Origin of the sequence: Kitasatospora sp. NBC_00070, assembly GCF_045041205.1 — a bacterium.
GTDB lineage: Bacteria > Actinomycetota > Actinomycetes > Streptomycetales > Streptomycetaceae > Kitasatospora.
On the sequence record NZ_CP108247.1, the window covers coordinates 2,538,799 to 2,556,365 of the forward strand.

21 protein-coding genes are annotated in these 17,567 nt (G+C 71.1%); 7 read left to right on the plus strand and 14 right to left on the minus strand.

What is annotated here, in order from left to right; all coding sequences use genetic code 11:
• Window positions 1-183: 183 nt before the first annotated feature.
• Window positions 184-597: a type II toxin-antitoxin system PemK/MazF family toxin gene (locus tag OHV05_RS11665; protein WP_405017613.1), complete on the plus strand. Its 414-nt coding sequence runs from the start codon at window positions 184-186 to the stop codon at window positions 595-597.
• Between the two features lie 63 nt (window positions 598-660).
• Here the strand turns inward: OHV05_RS11665 and OHV05_RS11670 are convergent, their stop codons facing one another.
• From OHV05_RS11670 to clpS, 7 genes are all read right to left on the minus strand, one after another.
• Window positions 661-1,629, minus strand: coding sequence for a PLP-dependent cysteine synthase family protein (locus OHV05_RS11670; protein ID WP_405017614.1), 969 nt, complete (start codon window positions 1,627-1,629; stop codon window positions 661-663).
• 47 nt (window positions 1,630-1,676) lie between these two features.
• Window positions 1,677-1,949, minus strand: coding sequence for a MoaD/ThiS family protein (locus OHV05_RS11675; RefSeq protein ID WP_057237604.1), 273 nt, complete (start codon window positions 1,947-1,949; stop codon window positions 1,677-1,679).
• A 91-nt stretch (window positions 1,950-2,040) separates the two neighbouring features.
• A complete protein-coding gene (locus OHV05_RS11680; RefSeq protein ID WP_313068514.1) occupies window positions 2,041-2,157 on the minus strand; it encodes a putative leader peptide in 117 nt (38 codons plus the stop codon).
• Between the two features lie 149 nt (window positions 2,158-2,306).
• Window positions 2,307-2,738 (minus strand): Mov34/MPN/PAD-1 family protein, encoded by a 432-nt coding sequence (locus OHV05_RS11685; protein WP_403042726.1) that lies wholly within the window; start codon window positions 2,736-2,738, stop codon window positions 2,307-2,309.
• Between the two features lie 44 nt (window positions 2,739-2,782).
• On the minus strand, window positions 2,783-4,225 hold the full coding sequence (locus OHV05_RS11690; RefSeq protein WP_405017615.1) for an amino acid permease: 1,443 nt from the start codon (window positions 4,223-4,225) through the stop codon (window positions 2,783-2,785).
• Window positions 4,226-4,394: 169 nt separating this feature from the next.
• Entirely contained in the window at window positions 4,395-4,958 is a 564-nt protein-coding gene (locus OHV05_RS11695; RefSeq protein WP_405017616.1) for a DUF2017 domain-containing protein, read from the minus strand.
• A gap of 38 nt (window positions 4,959-4,996) precedes the next feature.
• Entirely contained in the window at window positions 4,997-5,290 is a 294-nt protein-coding gene (clpS, locus tag OHV05_RS11700; RefSeq protein WP_405017617.1) for an ATP-dependent Clp protease adapter ClpS, read from the minus strand.
• A gap of 128 nt (window positions 5,291-5,418) precedes the next feature.
• Here clpS and OHV05_RS11705 point away from each other — a divergent pair, with 128 nt between their 5' ends.
• Together OHV05_RS11705 and OHV05_RS11710 are read left to right on the plus strand one after the other, a co-directional pair.
• Window positions 5,419-6,735, plus strand: coding sequence for a nicotinate phosphoribosyltransferase (locus OHV05_RS11705; protein ID WP_405017618.1), 1,317 nt, complete (start codon window positions 5,419-5,421; stop codon window positions 6,733-6,735).
• Between the two features lie 146 nt (window positions 6,736-6,881).
• Window positions 6,882-7,472 (plus strand): isochorismatase family protein, encoded by a 591-nt coding sequence (locus OHV05_RS11710; protein WP_405017619.1) that lies wholly within the window; start codon window positions 6,882-6,884, stop codon window positions 7,470-7,472.
• Between the two features lie 56 nt (window positions 7,473-7,528).
• Here OHV05_RS11710 and OHV05_RS11715 read toward each other — a convergent pair whose 3' ends face one another.
• Window positions 7,529-8,563 carry a hypothetical protein gene (locus OHV05_RS11715; protein WP_405017620.1) on the minus strand — a complete coding sequence of 345 codons (1,035 nt, stop codon included), beginning with the start codon at window positions 8,561-8,563 and terminating at the stop codon, window positions 7,529-7,531.
• A 317-nt stretch (window positions 8,564-8,880) separates the two neighbouring features.
• On the opposite strand from OHV05_RS11715, the gene OHV05_RS11720 reads away from it, so the two are divergent.
• The gene (locus tag OHV05_RS11720; protein WP_403042711.1) at window positions 8,881-9,312 is read left to right on the plus strand and encodes a hypothetical protein; all 432 of its coding nucleotides are present in this window, start codon (window positions 8,881-8,883) and stop codon (window positions 9,310-9,312) included.
• 96 nt (window positions 9,313-9,408) lie between these two features.
• Here OHV05_RS11720 and OHV05_RS11725 read toward each other — a convergent pair whose 3' ends face one another.
• Window positions 9,409-10,494: a cation diffusion facilitator family transporter gene (locus OHV05_RS11725; protein ID WP_405017621.1), complete on the minus strand. Its 1,086-nt coding sequence runs from the start codon at window positions 10,492-10,494 to the stop codon at window positions 9,409-9,411.
• Window positions 10,495-10,759: 265 nt separating this feature from the next.
• On the opposite strand from OHV05_RS11725, the gene OHV05_RS11730 reads away from it, so the two are divergent.
• A complete protein-coding gene (locus tag OHV05_RS11730; RefSeq protein ID WP_403042706.1) occupies window positions 10,760-11,170 on the plus strand; it encodes a hypothetical protein in 411 nt (136 codons plus the stop codon).
• 136 nt (window positions 11,171-11,306) lie between these two features.
• The gene (locus OHV05_RS11735; RefSeq protein ID WP_405017622.1) at window positions 11,307-12,401 is read left to right on the plus strand and encodes a DUF2332 domain-containing protein; all 1,095 of its coding nucleotides are present in this window, start codon (window positions 11,307-11,309) and stop codon (window positions 12,399-12,401) included.
• A 202-nt stretch (window positions 12,402-12,603) separates the two neighbouring features.
• Here the strand turns inward: OHV05_RS11735 and OHV05_RS11740 are convergent, their stop codons facing one another.
• Window positions 12,604-13,131 carry a GNAT family N-acetyltransferase gene (locus OHV05_RS11740; RefSeq protein ID WP_405017623.1) on the minus strand — a complete coding sequence of 176 codons (528 nt, stop codon included), beginning with the start codon at window positions 13,129-13,131 and terminating at the stop codon, window positions 12,604-12,606.
• Between the two features lie 58 nt (window positions 13,132-13,189).
• Complete coding sequence (locus OHV05_RS11745; protein ID WP_405017624.1) at window positions 13,190-13,690, minus strand: GNAT family N-acetyltransferase; 501 nt, start codon at window positions 13,688-13,690, stop codon at window positions 13,190-13,192.
• Window positions 13,691-13,761: 71 nt separating this feature from the next.
• Here OHV05_RS11745 and OHV05_RS11750 point away from each other — a divergent pair, with 71 nt between their 5' ends.
• Window positions 13,762-14,337, plus strand: coding sequence for a GNAT family N-acetyltransferase (locus OHV05_RS11750; protein WP_405017625.1), 576 nt, complete (start codon window positions 13,762-13,764; stop codon window positions 14,335-14,337).
• Here the strand turns inward: OHV05_RS11750 and OHV05_RS11755 are convergent.
• The 3 genes from OHV05_RS11755 to OHV05_RS11765 form a co-directional block, all read right to left on the minus strand.
• Window positions 14,330-14,557, minus strand: coding sequence for a hypothetical protein (locus OHV05_RS11755; RefSeq protein ID WP_405017626.1), 228 nt, complete (start codon window positions 14,555-14,557; stop codon window positions 14,330-14,332). The two genes, OHV05_RS11750 and OHV05_RS11755, sit on opposite strands and share 8 nt — an antisense overlap.
• 98 nt (window positions 14,558-14,655) lie before the next feature.
• Window positions 14,656-15,945, minus strand: coding sequence for a S8 family serine peptidase (locus OHV05_RS11760; protein WP_405017627.1), 1,290 nt, complete (start codon window positions 15,943-15,945; stop codon window positions 14,656-14,658).
• A gap of 207 nt (window positions 15,946-16,152) precedes the next feature.
• Complete coding sequence (locus OHV05_RS11765) at window positions 16,153-17,535, minus strand: WXG100 family type VII secretion target (protein ID WP_405017628.1); 1,383 nt, start codon at window positions 17,533-17,535, stop codon at window positions 16,153-16,155.
• Between the last annotated feature and the right edge of the window lie 32 nt (window positions 17,536-17,567).

The window sequence follows — 17,567 nt, forward strand, 5'->3', positions numbered from 1 at the left end:
CTGGGCCACCTTCAGGGAGGGTTCCGAGGCTGCTCTCGGGGAGTCACGATCAGCTTTTCCGGCCCAACGAGAATCTTTAGTGCAGAACGGACTCCGTGGTCGTTCCGTGACAAATCAGCAGCACCAAACGGATAAATCCCCGACTGTCACAGCCGGATCGGGACCTGGTTGTACGGTCTGCGGATGGAGAAATGGCTGCTTGCGGCGTTGGTCGTGCTGGTCCTGCTCGCGGTGCTGGTCGCCGTCCGCCGACGGCGGCCGTCCGGGCGGCCCGCTGCGCCGTCCGGAGGACCGGCGCCCCGCGAGGTGTGGTGGGCCGAGGTGCCGTTCGAGGACGGGCCGGGGACGAAGGACCGGCCGTGCCTGGTGCTGCGGGTGAACCGGCGGACCGCCACCGTCGCGAAGATCACCAGCAAGCGGCACGACGACCGCCCGGGCGTGCTGGCGCTGCCCCCGGGCGCGGTCGGCGACCGGCAGGGCCGGGCCAGCTGGCTGGAGACGGACGAGCTGCGCGAGGTGCCGCTGCGGGCGTTCCGCCGACGGGTCGGGCCGTTGGACGGGGCGACCTGGACGAAGGCCCGGCGGGCGCTGCGCTGAACGACGGACGGCGCGGCCCCCGCCAGGCGGGAACCGCGCCGTACCGCTCGGACCGACGGGGCCTCAGGCCCAGAGCTGCCCCTGCAGCGCCTCGACCGCGGCCTCGGTCGACTCAGCGGTGTAGATGCCGGTGGACAGGTACTTCCAGCCGCCGTCGGCGACCACGAAGACCACCTCGGCCCGCTCGCCCGCCTGGGCGGCCTTGCGGCCGACCCCGATCGCGGCGTGCAGGATGGCGCCGGTCGACACGCCCGCGAAGATGCCCTCCTGCTGGAGCAGCTCGCGGGTGCGGCGGACGGCGTCGGCCGAGCCGACCGAGAACCGGGTGGTGAGCACCTCGGCGTCGTACAGCTCGGGGACGAAGCCCTCGTCCAGGTTGCGCAGCCCGTAGACCAGGTCGTCGTAGCGCGGCTCGGCCGCGACGATCTGGACGCCCGGGGACTTCTCCCGCAGGTAGCGGCCGACGCCCATCAGGGTGCCGGTGGTGCCGAGGCCCGCCACGAAGTGGGTGATGCCGGGGAGGTCGGCGAGGATCTCCGGGCCGGTGCCGGCGTAGTGCGCACCGGCGTTGTCCGGGTTGCCGTACTGGTAGAGCATCACCCAGTCCGGGTGCTCGGCGGCGATCTCCTTGGCGATCCGGACGGCGGTGTTGGAGCCGCCGGCGGCGGGCGAGGGGATGATCTCCGCGCCCCACATCCGGAGCAGCTCGCGACGCTCCTCGCTGGTGTTCTCCGGCATCACGCAGACCATCCGGTAGCCCTTGAGCTTGGCCGCCATGGCGAGCGAGATGCCGGTGTTGCCGCTGGTCGGCTCCAGGATGGTGCAGCCGGGGGTGAGCAGCCCCGCCGCCTCGGCCCGCTCGATCATGTGCAGGGCCGGCCGGTCCTTGATCGAACCGGTCGGGTTGCGGTCCTCCAGCTTGGCCCAGAGGGTCACCAGCCCGTTCCCGTTGCCGGGCACGGCGGCGGAGATCCGGGGCAGCCGGACCAGCGGAGTGTTGCCGACGGCTTCGAGCGGGCTGTCGTACTTCATCTGACGGAGCCTCCGGCAGTCGAGGAGCGGATCGGGGTGGCGGGTCTTCAGCCGCCGGCCACGGCGGGGAGGATGGTGACGCTGTCGCCGTCGGTCAGGCCGGTGCCGATGCCCTCCAGGAAGCGCACGTCCTCGTCGTTCAGGTAGACGTTGACGAAGCGGCGCAGCTCGCCGCCGTCCAGCAGGCGGGCGGCGATGCCCGGGTGCCGGGCGTCCAGGTCGGCGAACAGCTCGCCGAGGTTGGCGCCGGCGCCCTCGACGGCCTTCTGGCCGTCGGTGTACGTGCGGAGGATGGTGGGGATGCGGACCTCGATGGCCATGGCTGCGCTCCTGATCGGGTGAGTTCGGTGGCCGCGGGCGCGGCAGGGGAGGGTGGCCCCGGAGACCGGGGAAAAGCGGTTGGTGCCGAGGTCAGCGGGCGTCGGCGGGGCCGGGACAGATCGCGCTGGCGAGCCGGCACAGGTCGACGTGCAGGCGCGCCACGAGGCGGATGCCCGGGGCCTGGTTGCTCACATCGACGGAACGCATGGGCTCATCGTATAGATTCCCGCCCCCGCTCCGACATCTCCGTCTCGACATCCGGATGTTTCCGTATCTCCTGGTGAGACGACCGGGTCCGGGAACGCCTCGGCCCGCCGTACCGGCCCGGTCGGGCGGTGCGGCGGGCCGGGAGTGGGTCAGGCGGGGTACGCCTCGACGATCTCGACGTCTTCCTCCGTGATCACACCGTCCACGATCCGGAACGAGCGGAACTGGAACGGGTCACCGGGCCCGGTGCCCTCCGCCGTGGAGACCAGCACGTAGTGGGCCTCCGGCTCGGAGGCGTAGCTGACGTCGGTCCGCGACGGGTAGGCCTCGGTGGCGGTGTGCGAGTGGTAGACGATCACCGGCTCCTCGTCCCGGTCGTCCATCTCGCGGTAGAGCTTGAGCAGGTCGCCGGAGTCGAACTCGTAGAAGGTGGGCGAACGGGCCGCGTTGAGCATCGGGACGAACCGCTCGGGGCGGCCGCTGCCGGCCGGGCCCGCGACCACGCCGCAGGCCTCGTCCGGGTGGTCGGCACGGGAGTGGGCGACGATCGCGTCGTGCAGCTCTCGGGTGATGGTCAGCATCGGGTCAGGATAGCCAGCCGTCGCGGTGCGCCCCGGCGGCCGTCTCAGTCATCGGACCGGGCGTGGACGTGGTCGTGCCCGTGCGGCACCACGGCCTCCGGCCGGCGGCGCTTGAGCGCCTGGTAGCCGATCACCAGCAGGGCGGCCCAGAACGGGAAGACGTACAGCGAGATCCGGCTGTCCTCGTCGATCGCGATCAGCACGATCACCATCACCAGGAAGGCCAGCGCGGCCCAGCTGGCCACCGGTCCGCCCGGCGCCTTGAAGGTCGGCGCGGGCAGGTGCCCGGCCTTCCAGGCGGTCCGGTAGCGGATCTGGCAGATCAGGATCATCGCCCAGGTCCACAGGCCGCAGACGGTGGCGACCGAGGTGATGTACTCGAACGCCTTGGCCGGGGCCAGGTAGTTGAGCACCACGCCGAGGCCCATCAGCAGGCAGGAGACGGTGATCGCGGCGGCCGGCGTCTTCCGCGCGTTGAGCGAGGTGAGCTGCCCGGGGGCCTGGCCGCGCAGCGCGAGGTCGCGGAGCATCCGGCCGGTGGAGTACATGCCGGAGTTGCAGGAGGAGAGCGCGGCGGTGAGCACCACGAAGTTGATGATCCCGGCCGCCGCCGGGATGCCCATCTTCTCGAAGGCGGCCACGAACGGGCTGACCCCGGGGGCGAACTCCCGCCACGGCACCACGGCCAGGATGACCACCAGCGCACCGATGTAGAACAGCGCGATCCGCCAGGGCAGGGTGTTGATCGCGCGCGGCAGGGTCTTCTGCGGGTTCTGGCTCTCCCCCGCCGTGACGCCGACCAGCTCGACACCGAGGTAGGCGAACATGACGATCTGCAGGGTCATCACGGTGGAGCCGATGCCCTTGGGGAAGAAGCCGCCGTCCGACCAGAGGTTGCTCAGCGCGGCGGTGTCACCGGCGTCGCTGAAGCCCAGGGTGAGCACCCCGATGCCGATCAGGATCATGCCGATGATCGCGGTCACCTTGATCATCGAGAACCAGAACTCGATCTCGCCGAACAGCTTCACCGAGATCAGGTTGGCGCCGTACAGGATCACCAGGAAGACCAGCGCGGAGATCCACTGCGGGATGCCCGGCGCCCAGAACTTCACGTACACGGCGGCGGCGGTGGTCTCGGCCATCCCGGTGACCACCCAGAACAGCCAGTACGTCCAGCCGGTCACGTAGCCCGCGAACGGGCCGAGGAACTCCCGGGCGTACTCGGCGAAGCTGCCGGAGACCGGACGGTACGTCAGCAGCTCGCCGAGCGCCCGCATGATCGCGAAGATCACCAGGCCGGCCACGGCGTAGCTGAGGATCAGGCTCGGGCCCGCCTTGGAGATGGCGGTGCCGGCGCCGAGGAACAGGCCGGTGCCGATCGCGCCACCGATCGCGATCATCTGGATCTGACGGCTGCCCAGACCTCGGGCGTAGCCCTCCTCGTCCGGTACCGGGTCGGTCACCTCGTCGAACTGTTGCTGCGTCATGGGCCACCGTCCTTGACTCGTGGGGAGTGGCAGTCGTACCACGCGTGCCCCGGATACCGGTGCGTATCTGAGCGATATTTGAGCATGGGATGTCAGGTCTGGTGACGGTATGCCGGAAATGCCGGAACCCCCGTCCCAAGGGGTGGGACGGGGGTTCCGGGTGGCCGGGTCAGTCGGAGATCGCCTCCAGCAGCGACTCCTGGAGCGCGCCGAGCCACAGGTACGCCATCGCCAGCGGCTTGGCCGGGTCGTCGTCCGGCAGCGCGAAGAAGTCGTCGTCCTCGGTGACCTCCAGCCGGGTGCCGAGGATCAGCCGCAGGTCGTTGGTGGCCCCGAGCCAGCGCGGGCACTCCTCGGCCGGCAGCGTCAGCGACTCGCCCGCGCCCAGGCCGTCCAGGGTCCGGATCACCGCGAGCACGTCCTCCCGCTTGCGGGCCCGCAGGTCGGGCTCGGTGTAGCGGCGGAACTCGGCCGAGTACGCGACCGCCTCCTGGTCGTCCGGCTTGCCGGGATCGCCGTAGGCGTCCGGGAACAGCCGCGCCAGCGCCGGGTCGGCGGGCGGCTTGCTGGGCCCCTCGGCGAACAGCGCGGCCAGCGGGTCGTCGTTCTCGGCCGGACCCGGGCCGATCATCTCCAGCACCTGCAGGAACAGCGAGCGCAGCAGGACGGCGTCGCCCTCGTCCAGCGCGGCCCGCGCGCCGCCGTCACCCGTGCTCTCGAACAGCCGAACCATGATTAGTCGTCAACCCGTCGTCGTGGTGGAGTGGTTGGTCAGTCGTGCTGGAGCGTGGCCCACAGGCCGTAGCCGTGCATCGCCTGGACGTCCCGCTCCATCTCCTCGCGGGAGCCGCCGGAGACCACGGCGCGGCCCTTCTGGTGCACCTCCATCATCAGCGTCCTGGCCTTCTCCTTCGGGAAGCCGAAGTAGGCCTGGAAGACGTACTGGACGTAACTCATCAGGTTGACCGGGTCGTTGTGGACGATCGTGACCCAGGGGGTGTCGGGCTCCACCGCTGGAATGCCTTCGACCTCCGGGCGCTCGATCTCCACGGGCGCGACACTCACGGCTGCACTCCTCGTCGGGACACGGATTACCGCCTCTCATGCTTCCATCCGGGGGACGTGCGAGCGAATCCGGGTCGATCGGGACGAGAAATCGTCAAACTGACGCTAAGTCCAGTAGCATCATCCCCATGGATGCCGACACCGTGCGCCGCTCCACGGCGCTGCTCACCGACCGTTACGAGCTGACCATGCTGCAGGCCGCCCTGCGCAGCGGCGCCGCCCACCGGCGCTCGGTCTTCGAGGTGTTCACCCGCCGACTGCCCGACGGCCGCCGCTACGGCGTGCTGGCCGGGGTCGGCCGGGTGCTCGACGCGGTCGAGGACTTCCGTTTCACCACCCCGCAACTCGACTGGCTGGCCGGCCAGGGGGTGGTCGACGAGACCACGCTGCGCTACCTGGCCGACTACCGGTTCTCCGGCGACATCCACGGCTACCCCGAGGGCGAGGTCTACTTCCCCGGCTCGCCGCTGCTCACCGTGGAGGGCAGCTTCGCCGAGGCGGTGATCCTGGAGACGCTGATCCTGTCGATCCTCAACCACGACTCGGCGATCGCCGCCGCCGCCTCCCGGATGACCAGTGCGGCGGGCGGCCGGCCGTGCATCGAGATGGGCGCCCGCCGGGCGCACGAGGACGCCGCCGTGGCGGCCGCCCGGGCCGCGTACGTGGCCGGCTTCGGCGCCACCTCCGACCTGGCCGCGGGCTTCGCCTACGGCATCCCGACCACCGGCACCGCCGCGCACGCCTTCACCCTGCTGCACGACAGCGAGCGGGACGCCTTCACCGCGCAGATCGACTCGATGGGCCGGGGCACCACCCTGCTGATCGACACCTACGACCTGAACGAGGCGGTGCGCACCGCCGTCGAGGTGGCGGGCACCGGGCTCGGCGCGGTCCGGATCGACTCCGGCGACCTCACCCTGCTGGCCCACCGGGTCCGCCGCCAGCTGGACGAGCTCGGCGCCACCGGCACCCGGATCATCGTCACCTCCGACCTGGACGAGTACGCCATCGCCGCGCTGGCCGCCGCGCCGGTGGACGGCTACGGCGTCGGCACCAGCCTGGTCACCGGCAGCGGGGAACCGACCTGCGCGATGGTCTACAAGCTGGTCGCCCGGGCCGCCGGGCCGGACGGGCCGCTGGTCTCGGTGGCCAAGCGCTCGGCCGGCGCCAAGTCCAGCGTCGGCGGCCGCAAGTGGGCCGCCCGGCAGCCGGACGCCGAGGGCGTGGCGGCGGCCGAGGTGGTCGGCACCGGGCCGGTCCCGGCCGAGCTGGAGCCGTACCTGCTGCACGTGCCGCTGATCCGCGGCGGCAAGGTGGTCGGCCGCGAGCCGCTCACCGCCGCCCGGGACCGCCACCTCCGGGTCCGGGACTCGCTGCCGCTCTCCGCCACCCAGCTCTCCAAGGGCGAGCCGGTCCTGCCGACCGAGCTGCGGCTGGGGTCCTGACCGGACCCGCCGAGCAGCGCCCGGCCGGGCACCCGCTCGACCGCCCGGCCGGGCCTCGCCCCTTTCGCCTACGCGCGTAACTCCCTACAGTGGCCACCATCGAGGCCCACCACACCGCCCCCGGTGGCGGAGAAGGAAGCAACCCCATGCATCGGGCACTGATCGTCGTGGACGTGCAGAACGACTTCTGCGAGGGCGGCAGCCTGGCCGTGGCCGGCGGCGCCGAGGTGGCCGCCGCGATCACCGACCTGATCGCCGAGGGGACTCCCGGCTACGCGCACATCTGCGCCACCCGGGACCACCACATCGACCCGGGGCCGCACTTCTCCGCCGAGCCCGACTACGTCGACTCCTGGCCGGTGCACTGCCTGGCCGGGACGGAGGGGGTGGGCTTCCACCCGAACTTCTCGCCGGCGGTGATCTCGGGCGCGATCGAGGCGGTCTTCGACAAGGGCGCGCACGCGGCGGCCTACAGCGGGTTCGAGGGCTTCGACGAGAACGGGGCGACGCTGGCCGACTGGCTGCGGAGGCGGGACGTCACCGAGGTGGACGTGGTGGGGATCGCCACCGACCACTGCGTCCGGGCCACCGCGCTGGACGCCCGGCGGGAGGGCTTCACCACCCGGGTCCTGCTCGACCTCACCGCAGCCGTCGCGGCCCCGACCACCGAGGCCGCACTGATCCAACTCAGGGACGCCGGCGTCGAGTTGACCGGGACACCGATCGTCCGCGGCTGATCCGTCCGGACCTCGACGGCTCAGCCCGCGGCTCCTCCCCCGGGTCGTGCGGCCGTTCACTCATGACCGGTCGCCAGCAGCTCCACCACATCGGTACCGCCCGCCAGGAACGCCTCCCGCAGCTCGTCGCCGACCGCATCCGGCTCGGCGGCGAGCCGGGCCCCCGAGACGTACACCACCCGGACGCCCAGGTACTCCATCCGGTGCTGCCCGCCCCGCACCCAGGCCGCCTCGCCCTCACTGACGCAGCGCAGCTCCGAGTCCACCTCCACCGCGACCGCGGCGGCCGGCCAGTACAGGTCCGGCACGGCCACGAACGTGCCGCCCCGCATCCGCAGTTCGGGCCCGGCCAGCGGGGCCGGCAGCAGCCACTCGTCCACCAGCTCGCCGATCCGGCCGAGCACCGACTCCCGCTCCGCCGCCAGCAGTTCGTCCGCCGCGGCCCGCACCCGCTCCTCGCCCAGCAGGTCGGCCTCCCGCAGCTCGGCCATCAACTCCCGCAGCGTGCAGCCAGATTCGGTCTTCGCCAGTGCCTCCCTGAGCACCGCCCTGAGCTGCCCGGCCGGCACCTCGCCGGTGTCGAAGGCACCCGCGTCGGTCCACTCCCGCAACGTGTCGGCCACCGCCCTGGCCACCGGGGCGCAGGCCAGCCCGTGCACCGACCGGGCCACCAACTCCCGCTCCGTGCGCCGGATCCGGACCTCCCCCGCGTCCTTCAGCCGACGCTGCCGGGGCACCAGCACCTCCACCCCGGTCACGGCGGGCAGCCGGGGCGCGGAGCTGAAGCCGTACAGCGCGAGCGCCGCCGCGCCGGTGATCACCGCACCGTCCCGGCCGCCCTCCTCGCGACCGTTCTGCGCGGCGTACAGCAGCGCGGCCCACATCCGCTGCTCCGGCGTCGGCTCGCCACCCTGCAGCAGGTAGACACGCGGCAGCAGGCGCTGCCACGGGCCCCCCTCGCGACAGTGGCCGCTGACCACCCTGGTCGGCACCCCGCGGGCCCGGAGCTGGCTGGCGGTGATCACGTTCTGCTGGCGGCGGGCCAGCTCCTCGAGGGAGGGCGACTGCGACGGAATCTGGTAGCTGCTCATGCCGACAACCCTCCCCATCCACCCCCGATCCGCATCCACGACCTGACGCACCGTTACGCAACCGTCGCGAAACCGGGACTGGCCCGCACTAAAGTCCTCATACCCTCACCCATTCGGACCAAAGGTTGTTCAGCCATATGCCGGTACAGATCGGACTTGGCCTGTACCATCCGATTTTCCGCCTGGTGGTTCCGCCACCCTCGACCGCACCCAGACCCCCCACCACCTGCGACGCCTGACCCAGAGTGACGAGCGCCATACAGTTCACCGCCGTCCGGGGGTCACGGCCGCCCCTCAGGATTGCCTAACATCGCCTCATGCCACGTGACGAATCCGCCGCCCTGCGCGCTGCCCAGCTGCGCCTCGGTCGCCTGCCCGGCTACGTCCGCCAGCCGGACCTGGCCCGGCGCAGCGGCGACGACGGCCACATGTACAAGAAAGGCTGGGAGGTCCGCTTCACCGCGCGGACCGAGGAGGAGATAGCCGAGATCCGGGATCTGGTGATCGCGGCCGGCTTCGCCCCGGCCCGACCGTTCTTCAAGGGAAACCAGCTCATCCAGCCGGTCTACGGCATCGCCGCCGTGCACGCCTATCTCGAGGCGCGGGAAGCCGCCGAGTCGGCCGGCATCCCCGAGCAGCCCAGCCGACGCGCCGCCGCATCCGCCGCCGCGGCGGCCGCGGCCACCGCCGCCGGTGCGGCCGCCAAGCGCGCCCGCCGCAAGCCCGAGGAACCCAACCGCACCTGCTGAACGGCGACCGCCGCGGTTCCCGAGGGCTCGGGGCCCGGCCGGCAGGCGGCTCCACCACAGGGTGACGCCGAGCCCAGCACAGATGATCCGTACGTACTAGCCCGCCAGCGGTCGAGCGACCGCGGAGGGCGTGAGGTGGACAGTGGCCGCGCGAAGGCGGGGGACGGCCCGGATCAAGGCGTGTTCGGCGGCTTCGGCGACCTGGTGCCCGGCCGTCACCGTGAGGCTGCCGTCGACCAGGAGCTCGGCCTCGGCCCGCAGCGAGTGCCCGATCCACCGCAGCCGCAGCGCACCGACCCCCTGAACGCCCTGCACCACCCGCAACTCCCGTTCCACCACGTCCAGTAGCGTCGGATCGACGCCGTCCATCAGCCGTCGCCCGACCTCCCGGGCGGAGCTCCGCAGCACCAGCAGGATCACCCCGGTGATCAGCAGCCCGACCACCGGGTCGGCCGCCCGCCAGCCCGCCGCGCTGCCCGCCGCACCCAGCAGCACGGCCAGCGAGGCCAGCCCGTCGGTCCGGGCGTGCAGTCCGTCGGCGACCAGGGCGGCGGAGCCGATCCGGCGCCCGGTGCCGATCCGGTAGCGGGCCACCCACTCGTTGCCCAGGCAGCCGACCAGCGCCGCGCCGACCACCGCCCAGAGCTGGCCGACCGGCTGCGGGTGCAGCAGCCGGTGCACGGCGGTGACCCCCGCGAACACCGCCGAGACGGCGACCACCGCCACCACCGCCACCCCGGCCAGGTCCTCGGCCCGGCCGTAGCCGTACGGGTAGCGGCGGTTGGCCGCCCGGCGGCCCAGCAGGAAGGCCAGCCCAAGCGGCACCGCCGTCAGCGCGTCCGCCAGGTTGTGCACGGTGTCCCCGAGCAGCGCGACCGATCCGGAGAGCGCCACCACGACCGCCTGCACGCCCGCCGTGAGCGCCAGTACCACCAGCGAGATCCAGAGCGTGCGCAGGCCCTCGGCCGAGCCCTCCAGGGTGCTGTCCAACCGCTCGGCGGCGTCGTGCGAGTGCGGCCGGAGCAGGTGTGCCGCCCGGTGCCGGCGCGACGGGCCGTGGGCATGGTCGTGGGCGTGGGCGTGGTCGGCACCAGGATCGTGGGAGTGGTCGTGCCGGGGTCCGTGGGAGTGGTCGTGACGGTGCTCGTTCCGGTGCTCATGCGGGTGTCCGTGCGGCTCCATGGAGGTACGGTGGCACACCAACTCCCTTGCAGCCACTGCCGTTCTACCCATCCTGACCAGGTGCGCAGCGGTCGCAACTGACGATCCGTCACACAACGGCTCAATCGCACCCATCCCGGCCATCTGATGGGACTTGTCACTCAAAGCAGCCGCCCAAGGCCCTAGAGTGAGCATGGACCACCTGTCACCCTCCTCTCCGGACCCTCGTCCGTCGCCCCGCGCCCACCACCCGCCCACGTCGCCCCACCCGATCCGAGAGGCTGATATGACTGACCGTCATGACCCTCTCTCCTCCGTGGAGTTCATCGCCTTTCGGGAACTGCACCAGCCCCGGTACCTGAGCTACGCCCGGGTCTGGTTCCGCGAGGGCGGCCAGGCCGCCTCCGTGGTGGAGGAGGCCTTCGCGGCGATGGCTGCGCGCTGGGCGGAGATCCTCGGCAGCCCCAACCCGACGGCCGCCGCCTGGCGGATCCTGCGGGCCACCGTCGCCGGCCGGTTCGATCCGACCCGGGTGCCGGTCCAGGCCCAGCGGGTCGCCGCCGCCGACGAGGACCTCGCCATCCTGCACTACGTGGTCGGCCTGGCCACCCCGGAGATCGCCGACGTCGTCGGCACCGACACCGCGAGCGTGGCCAGCCAGCTCCGGCACGCGCTCCGCGCGGCGGCCGACTGGTGACCGTACCCGGCGGTCCGCGAACCGCACGGTGATCACCGTCACCCCGGTGGCGCCTTCACCGCAGCCCCGCGCGGGCCAATGATGGGAGACCCCACCCCTGACGGGTGGTCGTCGATCCCGACCGAGGAGCCCTCCGGTGCCACTCCCGCACGCCGCCGCGATGATCGACCAGCAAGCCGTCGCCTGCGGTGAACTCGGCTCCCCGCTCTACGAGTTCCTGCTCCGCCGGGCGGCGCTGGACGTGGCGGCCGGCGGCCCGTGCGCGGCGGCGATCGCGGGGTACGAGCAGGCGCCCGGACCGGACGCGATCGCGCTCCGACTGCTCGGCGGGGTGCACGCACTGGTGCTGACCGGCCGCGCACCGGCGCTGGCGGCCTACTACCCGAGCGCGGGCGGGGAGTTCACCCTGCCCGTCCCGGAGGCCGCCTGGACGGCCTTCCGGGCCACCGTCGCGGAGCACCTCGACTGGGTCCGGACCTGGCTCACCAGGCCGCCGCAGACCAACGAGACCGGCCGGGCCAACCTGCTGATCGCCGGGCTGCTGCACCTGTCGGCGGACGCCCCGCTACCGGTCCGGCTGTTCGAACTCGGCGCCAGCGCCGGGCTGAACCTGCTCGCCGACCGGTTCCGCTGCGAGTGGTCCGGCGGCGCCCACGGCCCGGCCGACTCCCCCGTCCGGCTGACCGACGCCTGGCGCGGCGACCCGGTGTTCCGGTCCGACCGCCCGCTGCCCGACCTGGAGTTCACCGAACGGCGCGGCTGCGACCTGACCCCGATCGACCCGCTCTCGCCGGAGGGCGCACTCGCACTGCGCGCGTACGTCTGGGCCGACCGCCCCGAACGGGCCGCCCGCCTGGACGGCGCGCTGGCGCTGGCCGCCAAGCATTCCGCGCCGGTCGAACGGCTCGGTGCCGCCGAGTTCCTCCGCCGGGTGTCGGTGGCCGAGGGGACGCTCACCGTGGTCTGGCACTCCATCATGCGCCAGTACGTCCCGGCCGACGAATGGGCGCTGGTGGAGACGGAGTTGGCCCGCCTCGCGGACGCCGCCACCCCCACCGCCCCGTTCGCGCACATCGCCTTCGAACCCCACCGGGTGGCCGGCTCGGACCAGCGCCGGTTCGTGCTGACCGTCCGGACCGGTACGGCCCCGGAGCGGGTGCTCGCCGAGGCCGTACCGCACGGCCTGCCCGCTTGGGCCTGGTCGGAGCAGGCAGGGCTGCCGGTCGGCTAGGCCCGGCCGGCCGGCCGGCGGTGACGTCGTACAGGTGGGGTGCACCGGATACCGGGCGAACGACTCGACCGTGAACCCGGCGCCGTCGCCGCGGTCGCCGGTGCACTGCCACCGGTCGACGCCCACCGCCTCGAAGGCCCGGGCCAACTGCTCTGCGGCGGACAGGAGTTCGGCAGCCACCGAGCGCCGGGATCCCGCCGCCTCAGCCGACCGGGCCGGCTGCCTCGGCCCCTTCGGGCCCGGTGAGCGGGAGGTACATCACCAGCAGGTCGACGTAGCCGAGTTCGGGGTGCAGGAAGCCCTCCGGCACGGCGGCCAGCACCGTGAACCCGAACGACTTCCACAGCTCCACCGCCCGGGTGTTGGTCGACACCACCGCGTTGTACTGGATCGCCCGGTAGCCGTCCGCCCTTGCCTGCTCGATCACGTGCGCGCAGAGCGCCCGGCCGACCCCCTTGCCCGCGTGCGCGGCGTCCACCATGAACCCGGCGTTGGCGATGTGCGAACCCGGACCCATCTGGTTGGGGTGCGTCTCGGCGCTGCCCAGCACCGTGCCGTCCGCCGCCACCGCGACCACCGTCCGGCCCGGCGGCCGCTTCATCCAGATCTCCCGGGCCAGTTCCTCGGAGATGTCCCGGGGCCAGGTGAAGGTGTCGCCGGCGGCGACGATCCGGTGCAGGAAGGGCCAGATGGCGGGCCAGTCGGCCGCGGTCGCCTCACGAATGATCACCCCGGCAGTCTGCCCCGCGCAGCCGCCGGAGGCGAACCGTTTTCCGCAACGGCCCTGGTCAGCCGAGTGCCTTGGCGAACCAGACCTCCGCGTACGGGTCGTCCCCGTACGGGTCGGTCGGCCGGTACCCGAGGCTGCGGTACAGCCCGATCGCCTCGACCAGGTCCTTCCGGCTGTTCAGCCGGACCAGCCCCGCCCCGTGCATCCGGGCCAACTCCTCGGCCGCACCCACCAGCCGGGCCCCCGCCCCGCCCCGGCGGGCCGCCTTCCGGACGTACATCCGGGTCAGCTCCACCTCACCCTCGGCCAGGCCCGCCCCCTGCCGGCGCAGCCCCACGCAGCCGACCGGTTCGGCCCCGTCCCGCGCCACCAGCAGAGCTCCCCGGGGCTCCCGCAGATCCGCCCCGTCGCCCAGCACCCGGGTGATCTCCGGATGGGTCGCCGGGCGCCCGTAGTAACGGCTGGCGAGCTCGTCGACGTACTCGTACAGGACCGTCGCCGCGTCCGGGTGGTCCACGGCCGTCAGCGAGATCTGCCAGTTCAGGGGTGCGGTGCTCATGCCGCCATTCTCCCGGCGGCGGCAACCGATTTCCGGTGGCGCCGACGCCCGACCGTAGGTAGAACTGCCGGGTGATCAACGACGCAGCCCTCCTGCCCAAGCCGACGCTGACCGGCCGACGCCTCCGCCTGGTCCCGCTCTCCGTCCGGCACGCCGAGCACTTCTGGCACGCCACCCAGGACCCCGAGATCCGCCGACTCACCGGCACCCGCCGGGAGTTCACCCTCGCCGAGATCGAGGAGTGGTGCACCACCCGCGCCGACCAGCCCGACCGCCTCGACCTCGCGGTCGAGGACCTGGACGGCGGCTACCTGGGCGAGCTCGCCCTGATCGACCTGGACCGCGACAACCGGTCCGCCGCCTTCCGGATCGCCCTCGTCCCGACCGCCACCGGCCGGGGCCTCGGCACCGAGGCCATCGGCCTGCTGCTCGACCACGCCTTCACCGCCGTCGGCCTGCACCGCGTCCACCTGGAGGTCTACGACCTCAACCCCCGGGCCCAACGCGCCTACCGGAAGGCCGGCTTCACCCTCGAGGGCCGCCTCCGCGAGTCCCACCACTGGGACGGCCACTGGCACGACACCCTGCTGATGGCCGCCCTGTCCACCGAACACCGAGCGGCCACCCCGACACCCGCCGCTACTTGACCGTGCAGGTCGACTCGACCGACGTGGCCGGCAGCCCCACGAGCGCCTGCGCCCACCCCAGCAGATCCGAACAGACCTTCGCCTCCTCGGCATTGGCCGGCGGATGCCCCTCACCCCCCTCGGCCACCGCCACCCCCGGGGCGGCCAGGCTCAACGCGAGCAGGAGCGCCGGCAGGACGGACTTCAGACGGCGACTGTGCGTGTGACTGCGACTGCGCATAACGGGACGGCCCTTCGAGTGCGATGGCATGACTGACGGGCCATCAGTACCCGAAGGGCCGCACCCCGAACGGGGATTGTCCGCCATTCGTGGGCGTGTCAGCGGTACGGGTTGCCCCCATCGCCGGGCCGCGGCGGGTACGGCTGCTGCGGAGGCTGCTGTCCCCCGTACGGGGGCTGGGGCTGCTGGGGCGGCTGCGGTGCGCCGTACGGCTGCTGCGGCGGATACTGCGGGAACTGCTGCTGCGGCGCACCGCCCCCGCCTCCACCGCCGTAAGGCGGCTGACCACTGCCCCCACCCTTGTTCCGCCGGGCCAGCACGATCACGCCGCCGACCACCACAACGGCCAACATCCCGACGATCGCCCAGACGAACACCGGGATCCCGCCGTCACTTTCACTCTTCGGTGCCGCCGCCTGGTTGCCACCAGCCGTACTCCCGTCAGCCGGAGCGGACGGCTGCGGGGAGGCCGAGGACCCCTCCGGCTGACGCTGCGACTCGGGCCGCGACAGCAGCGGATTCTCCTTCGGGCCGTTGTCCACGGCAGGGTTGGCAGCCAACGCCTTCTGAGCCGACGCGATCCCGTAGCCGTAACTGTCGTTCGGCTGCTTCTGCCCCTCGGGCATCACCGCCGACTTGATCAGCCGGTTGATGACCTGACCGGCCGACAGTTCCGGATACTTCGATCGCACCAGCGCCGCAATCGCAGAAACATAGGCAGTCGCGTCAGACGTGCCATTGGCTGTGCGATATTCTGTCGTCGTCTTGTAGCCCGCCGAGAAAATTTCAACCCCTGGCGCCACCAAGGTGAGCTCAGGGCCACGGTTGGATTTCTCCCAGACGCTTCCGTTCTTATCAACAGCACCGACAGCCATTACGCCAGGAACAGCTGCGGGATACCCTACGGGCGCACTATGATTCCCAAGGTTTCCCGCACCCGCGACCAAGACAACATCTTTGTCGATGGCATACTTGATGGCTTCACGGGCAGCTTGGCCAGATCCAGAATTAAAAGACATATTGATGACCTTGGCGCCATGGTCGACAGCAAAGCGAATCGCATCAGGAACCTCGTTGTCCTGGGCGCTCACGACGTCGACACCCCCGCCAAGGTTGATTCGGATCGGCAGGATCTTTGCTTTTGGGGCAAGGCCGATGATTCCATCCTGACTTCCGTGCCCGTGTGCAGCGATAAGACTGGCCATGGCAGTACCATGGCCATCCTTGTCAATGCGCCCATCGCTCTGTTCGCCAGTAAAGTCGGCCCCCGGCAAAACCTGCCCCACGAGATCCTGGTGATTGGCCGAGACGCCACCATCGATAACGGCAACGATGACATTCTCACCCTGGCTCACAGGCCAGACCTTGTTCGAGACGTCAAATTTCACGATAGGCCACTGCCCATCACGAATATTGTCTGCGCCAGCCGAACCGGCAGCAGCCCCCCACAACAAGGACCCCAGAACGAGTACTGCTGCTCCCCGAACCTGCCGACTGGACATCAAGTCTCGCTACTCCGTTCACTGGATTCGTCGCACAGCCTTTCAGGCGGACAGTGTCACCTATCCACACTGCCAGACCGATTCAGCAAGCTCTCACTCCACCACATTCGGGTTGGTCGGCGCCCCGGTTGCCCAGGTCTCCTCGTCCTCGACGAGGTAGTCCGGACGTCGCTTGTCCTTCTTGTCCTTCTTGCCAGGCTGCGAAGCCCCGGGCATACCTCCACCCTGACCCATCGCACCCTGGCCACCCTGGCCACGGGCACGGCCAAGGCCGGATCCCCCCTCGGTGAAGGCTCCACGCCCAGCGCTGCCCGAGCCGATCGCACCAGCAGTGCCACCAGCACGACGAGCGGAGCTCGACCCCGCTCCGCCACCTACCCCGCTGCCGCCTGATCCAGCTGCTGCGCCACCTGCCCCAGGCATTCCTGAAGCGCCGAAAGCGCTTCCGGTCCGACCACCCACGCCGGCTTCACCGACCCGAAAGTTGGCTCCGCCCGGGCCCCTGGATCCAGCAGTCCCACCGGCGATGCCAGCCTTGGAGCCTCCAGCACCAGCCGATCCACCGCCGACAAGGCCGCCACTGACAGATCCGTTGCCAGCTCCTGCACCCGCTCCGGGACCGCTGCCGTGTGCGCCCGGAGCAGTGCCGACAGTTGTCCCAGGCTTGGTGGAGACCACTCCGCCGTCAATGCCGGTTCCGGGCCCGAAGGGCGCCGGAGACTGCGGCTTGGGCGGCGGGTTGGCAGTACCTCCCTTGATGCCTGGATCTGTAGGGCCACTGGGTTGAATCTTCTTGGGGGCCTGCGGACTGGCGCCGCCAAGAGAAGCACTCGCCCGCGACTTGGTTGAGGCGCTTCCCGCGCCTGTCGATCCTGCGAGTCCCACACCACCACCCATGATCAGCGCACTGAGTACTGCAGGGCCCGCCGAGTCAGGGGCAATAACCTCTGAAGGATCAGAAATTCTGTTTGGCGGGGGCTTGAGGTACTCCGTGGTCGTGCGGTAACGACTGGCCAGAAGATTCATGACCGCGACGGCCTGAGCCTTCTTCTCGTCAGTAACCGCAGTTTTGGTGTCCTCGTCGTCGCTTCCAGTGGCGGCGGCAGCCGTATCGCCGATGGCATCAGCCGCTTTGGACCAGAAACCTGGCTCCTCCGGCATTGTGCGCTTCGCCTCGTCGATGGCAGCAGACATGAGTTCGAGCGCGACAGCGGCATCATTGGCATAGGCAGCAACATTGTTGATGCCCGTGGCCAGCGTGATCATCTTGCTGTGGAATGCCTCGCTGGTAGCGCCTTCCCAACTGGCCGTCGCATCAGAAGATGCTGTAGTAAGAGAAGTACGGATCTGCTTGAGCGTGTCAGTGGCCCGGCGCCAGGGATCAGCTGCTGACATGACACCGCCAGAGTCCATACTGCCGACCATGCGACGGAGATCGCCGTGACTGTAGCTATTGAAATCGGTCTGGCCGCTCATGGGCGGGTGCCTCCTGTCCGTTGCGGAATACT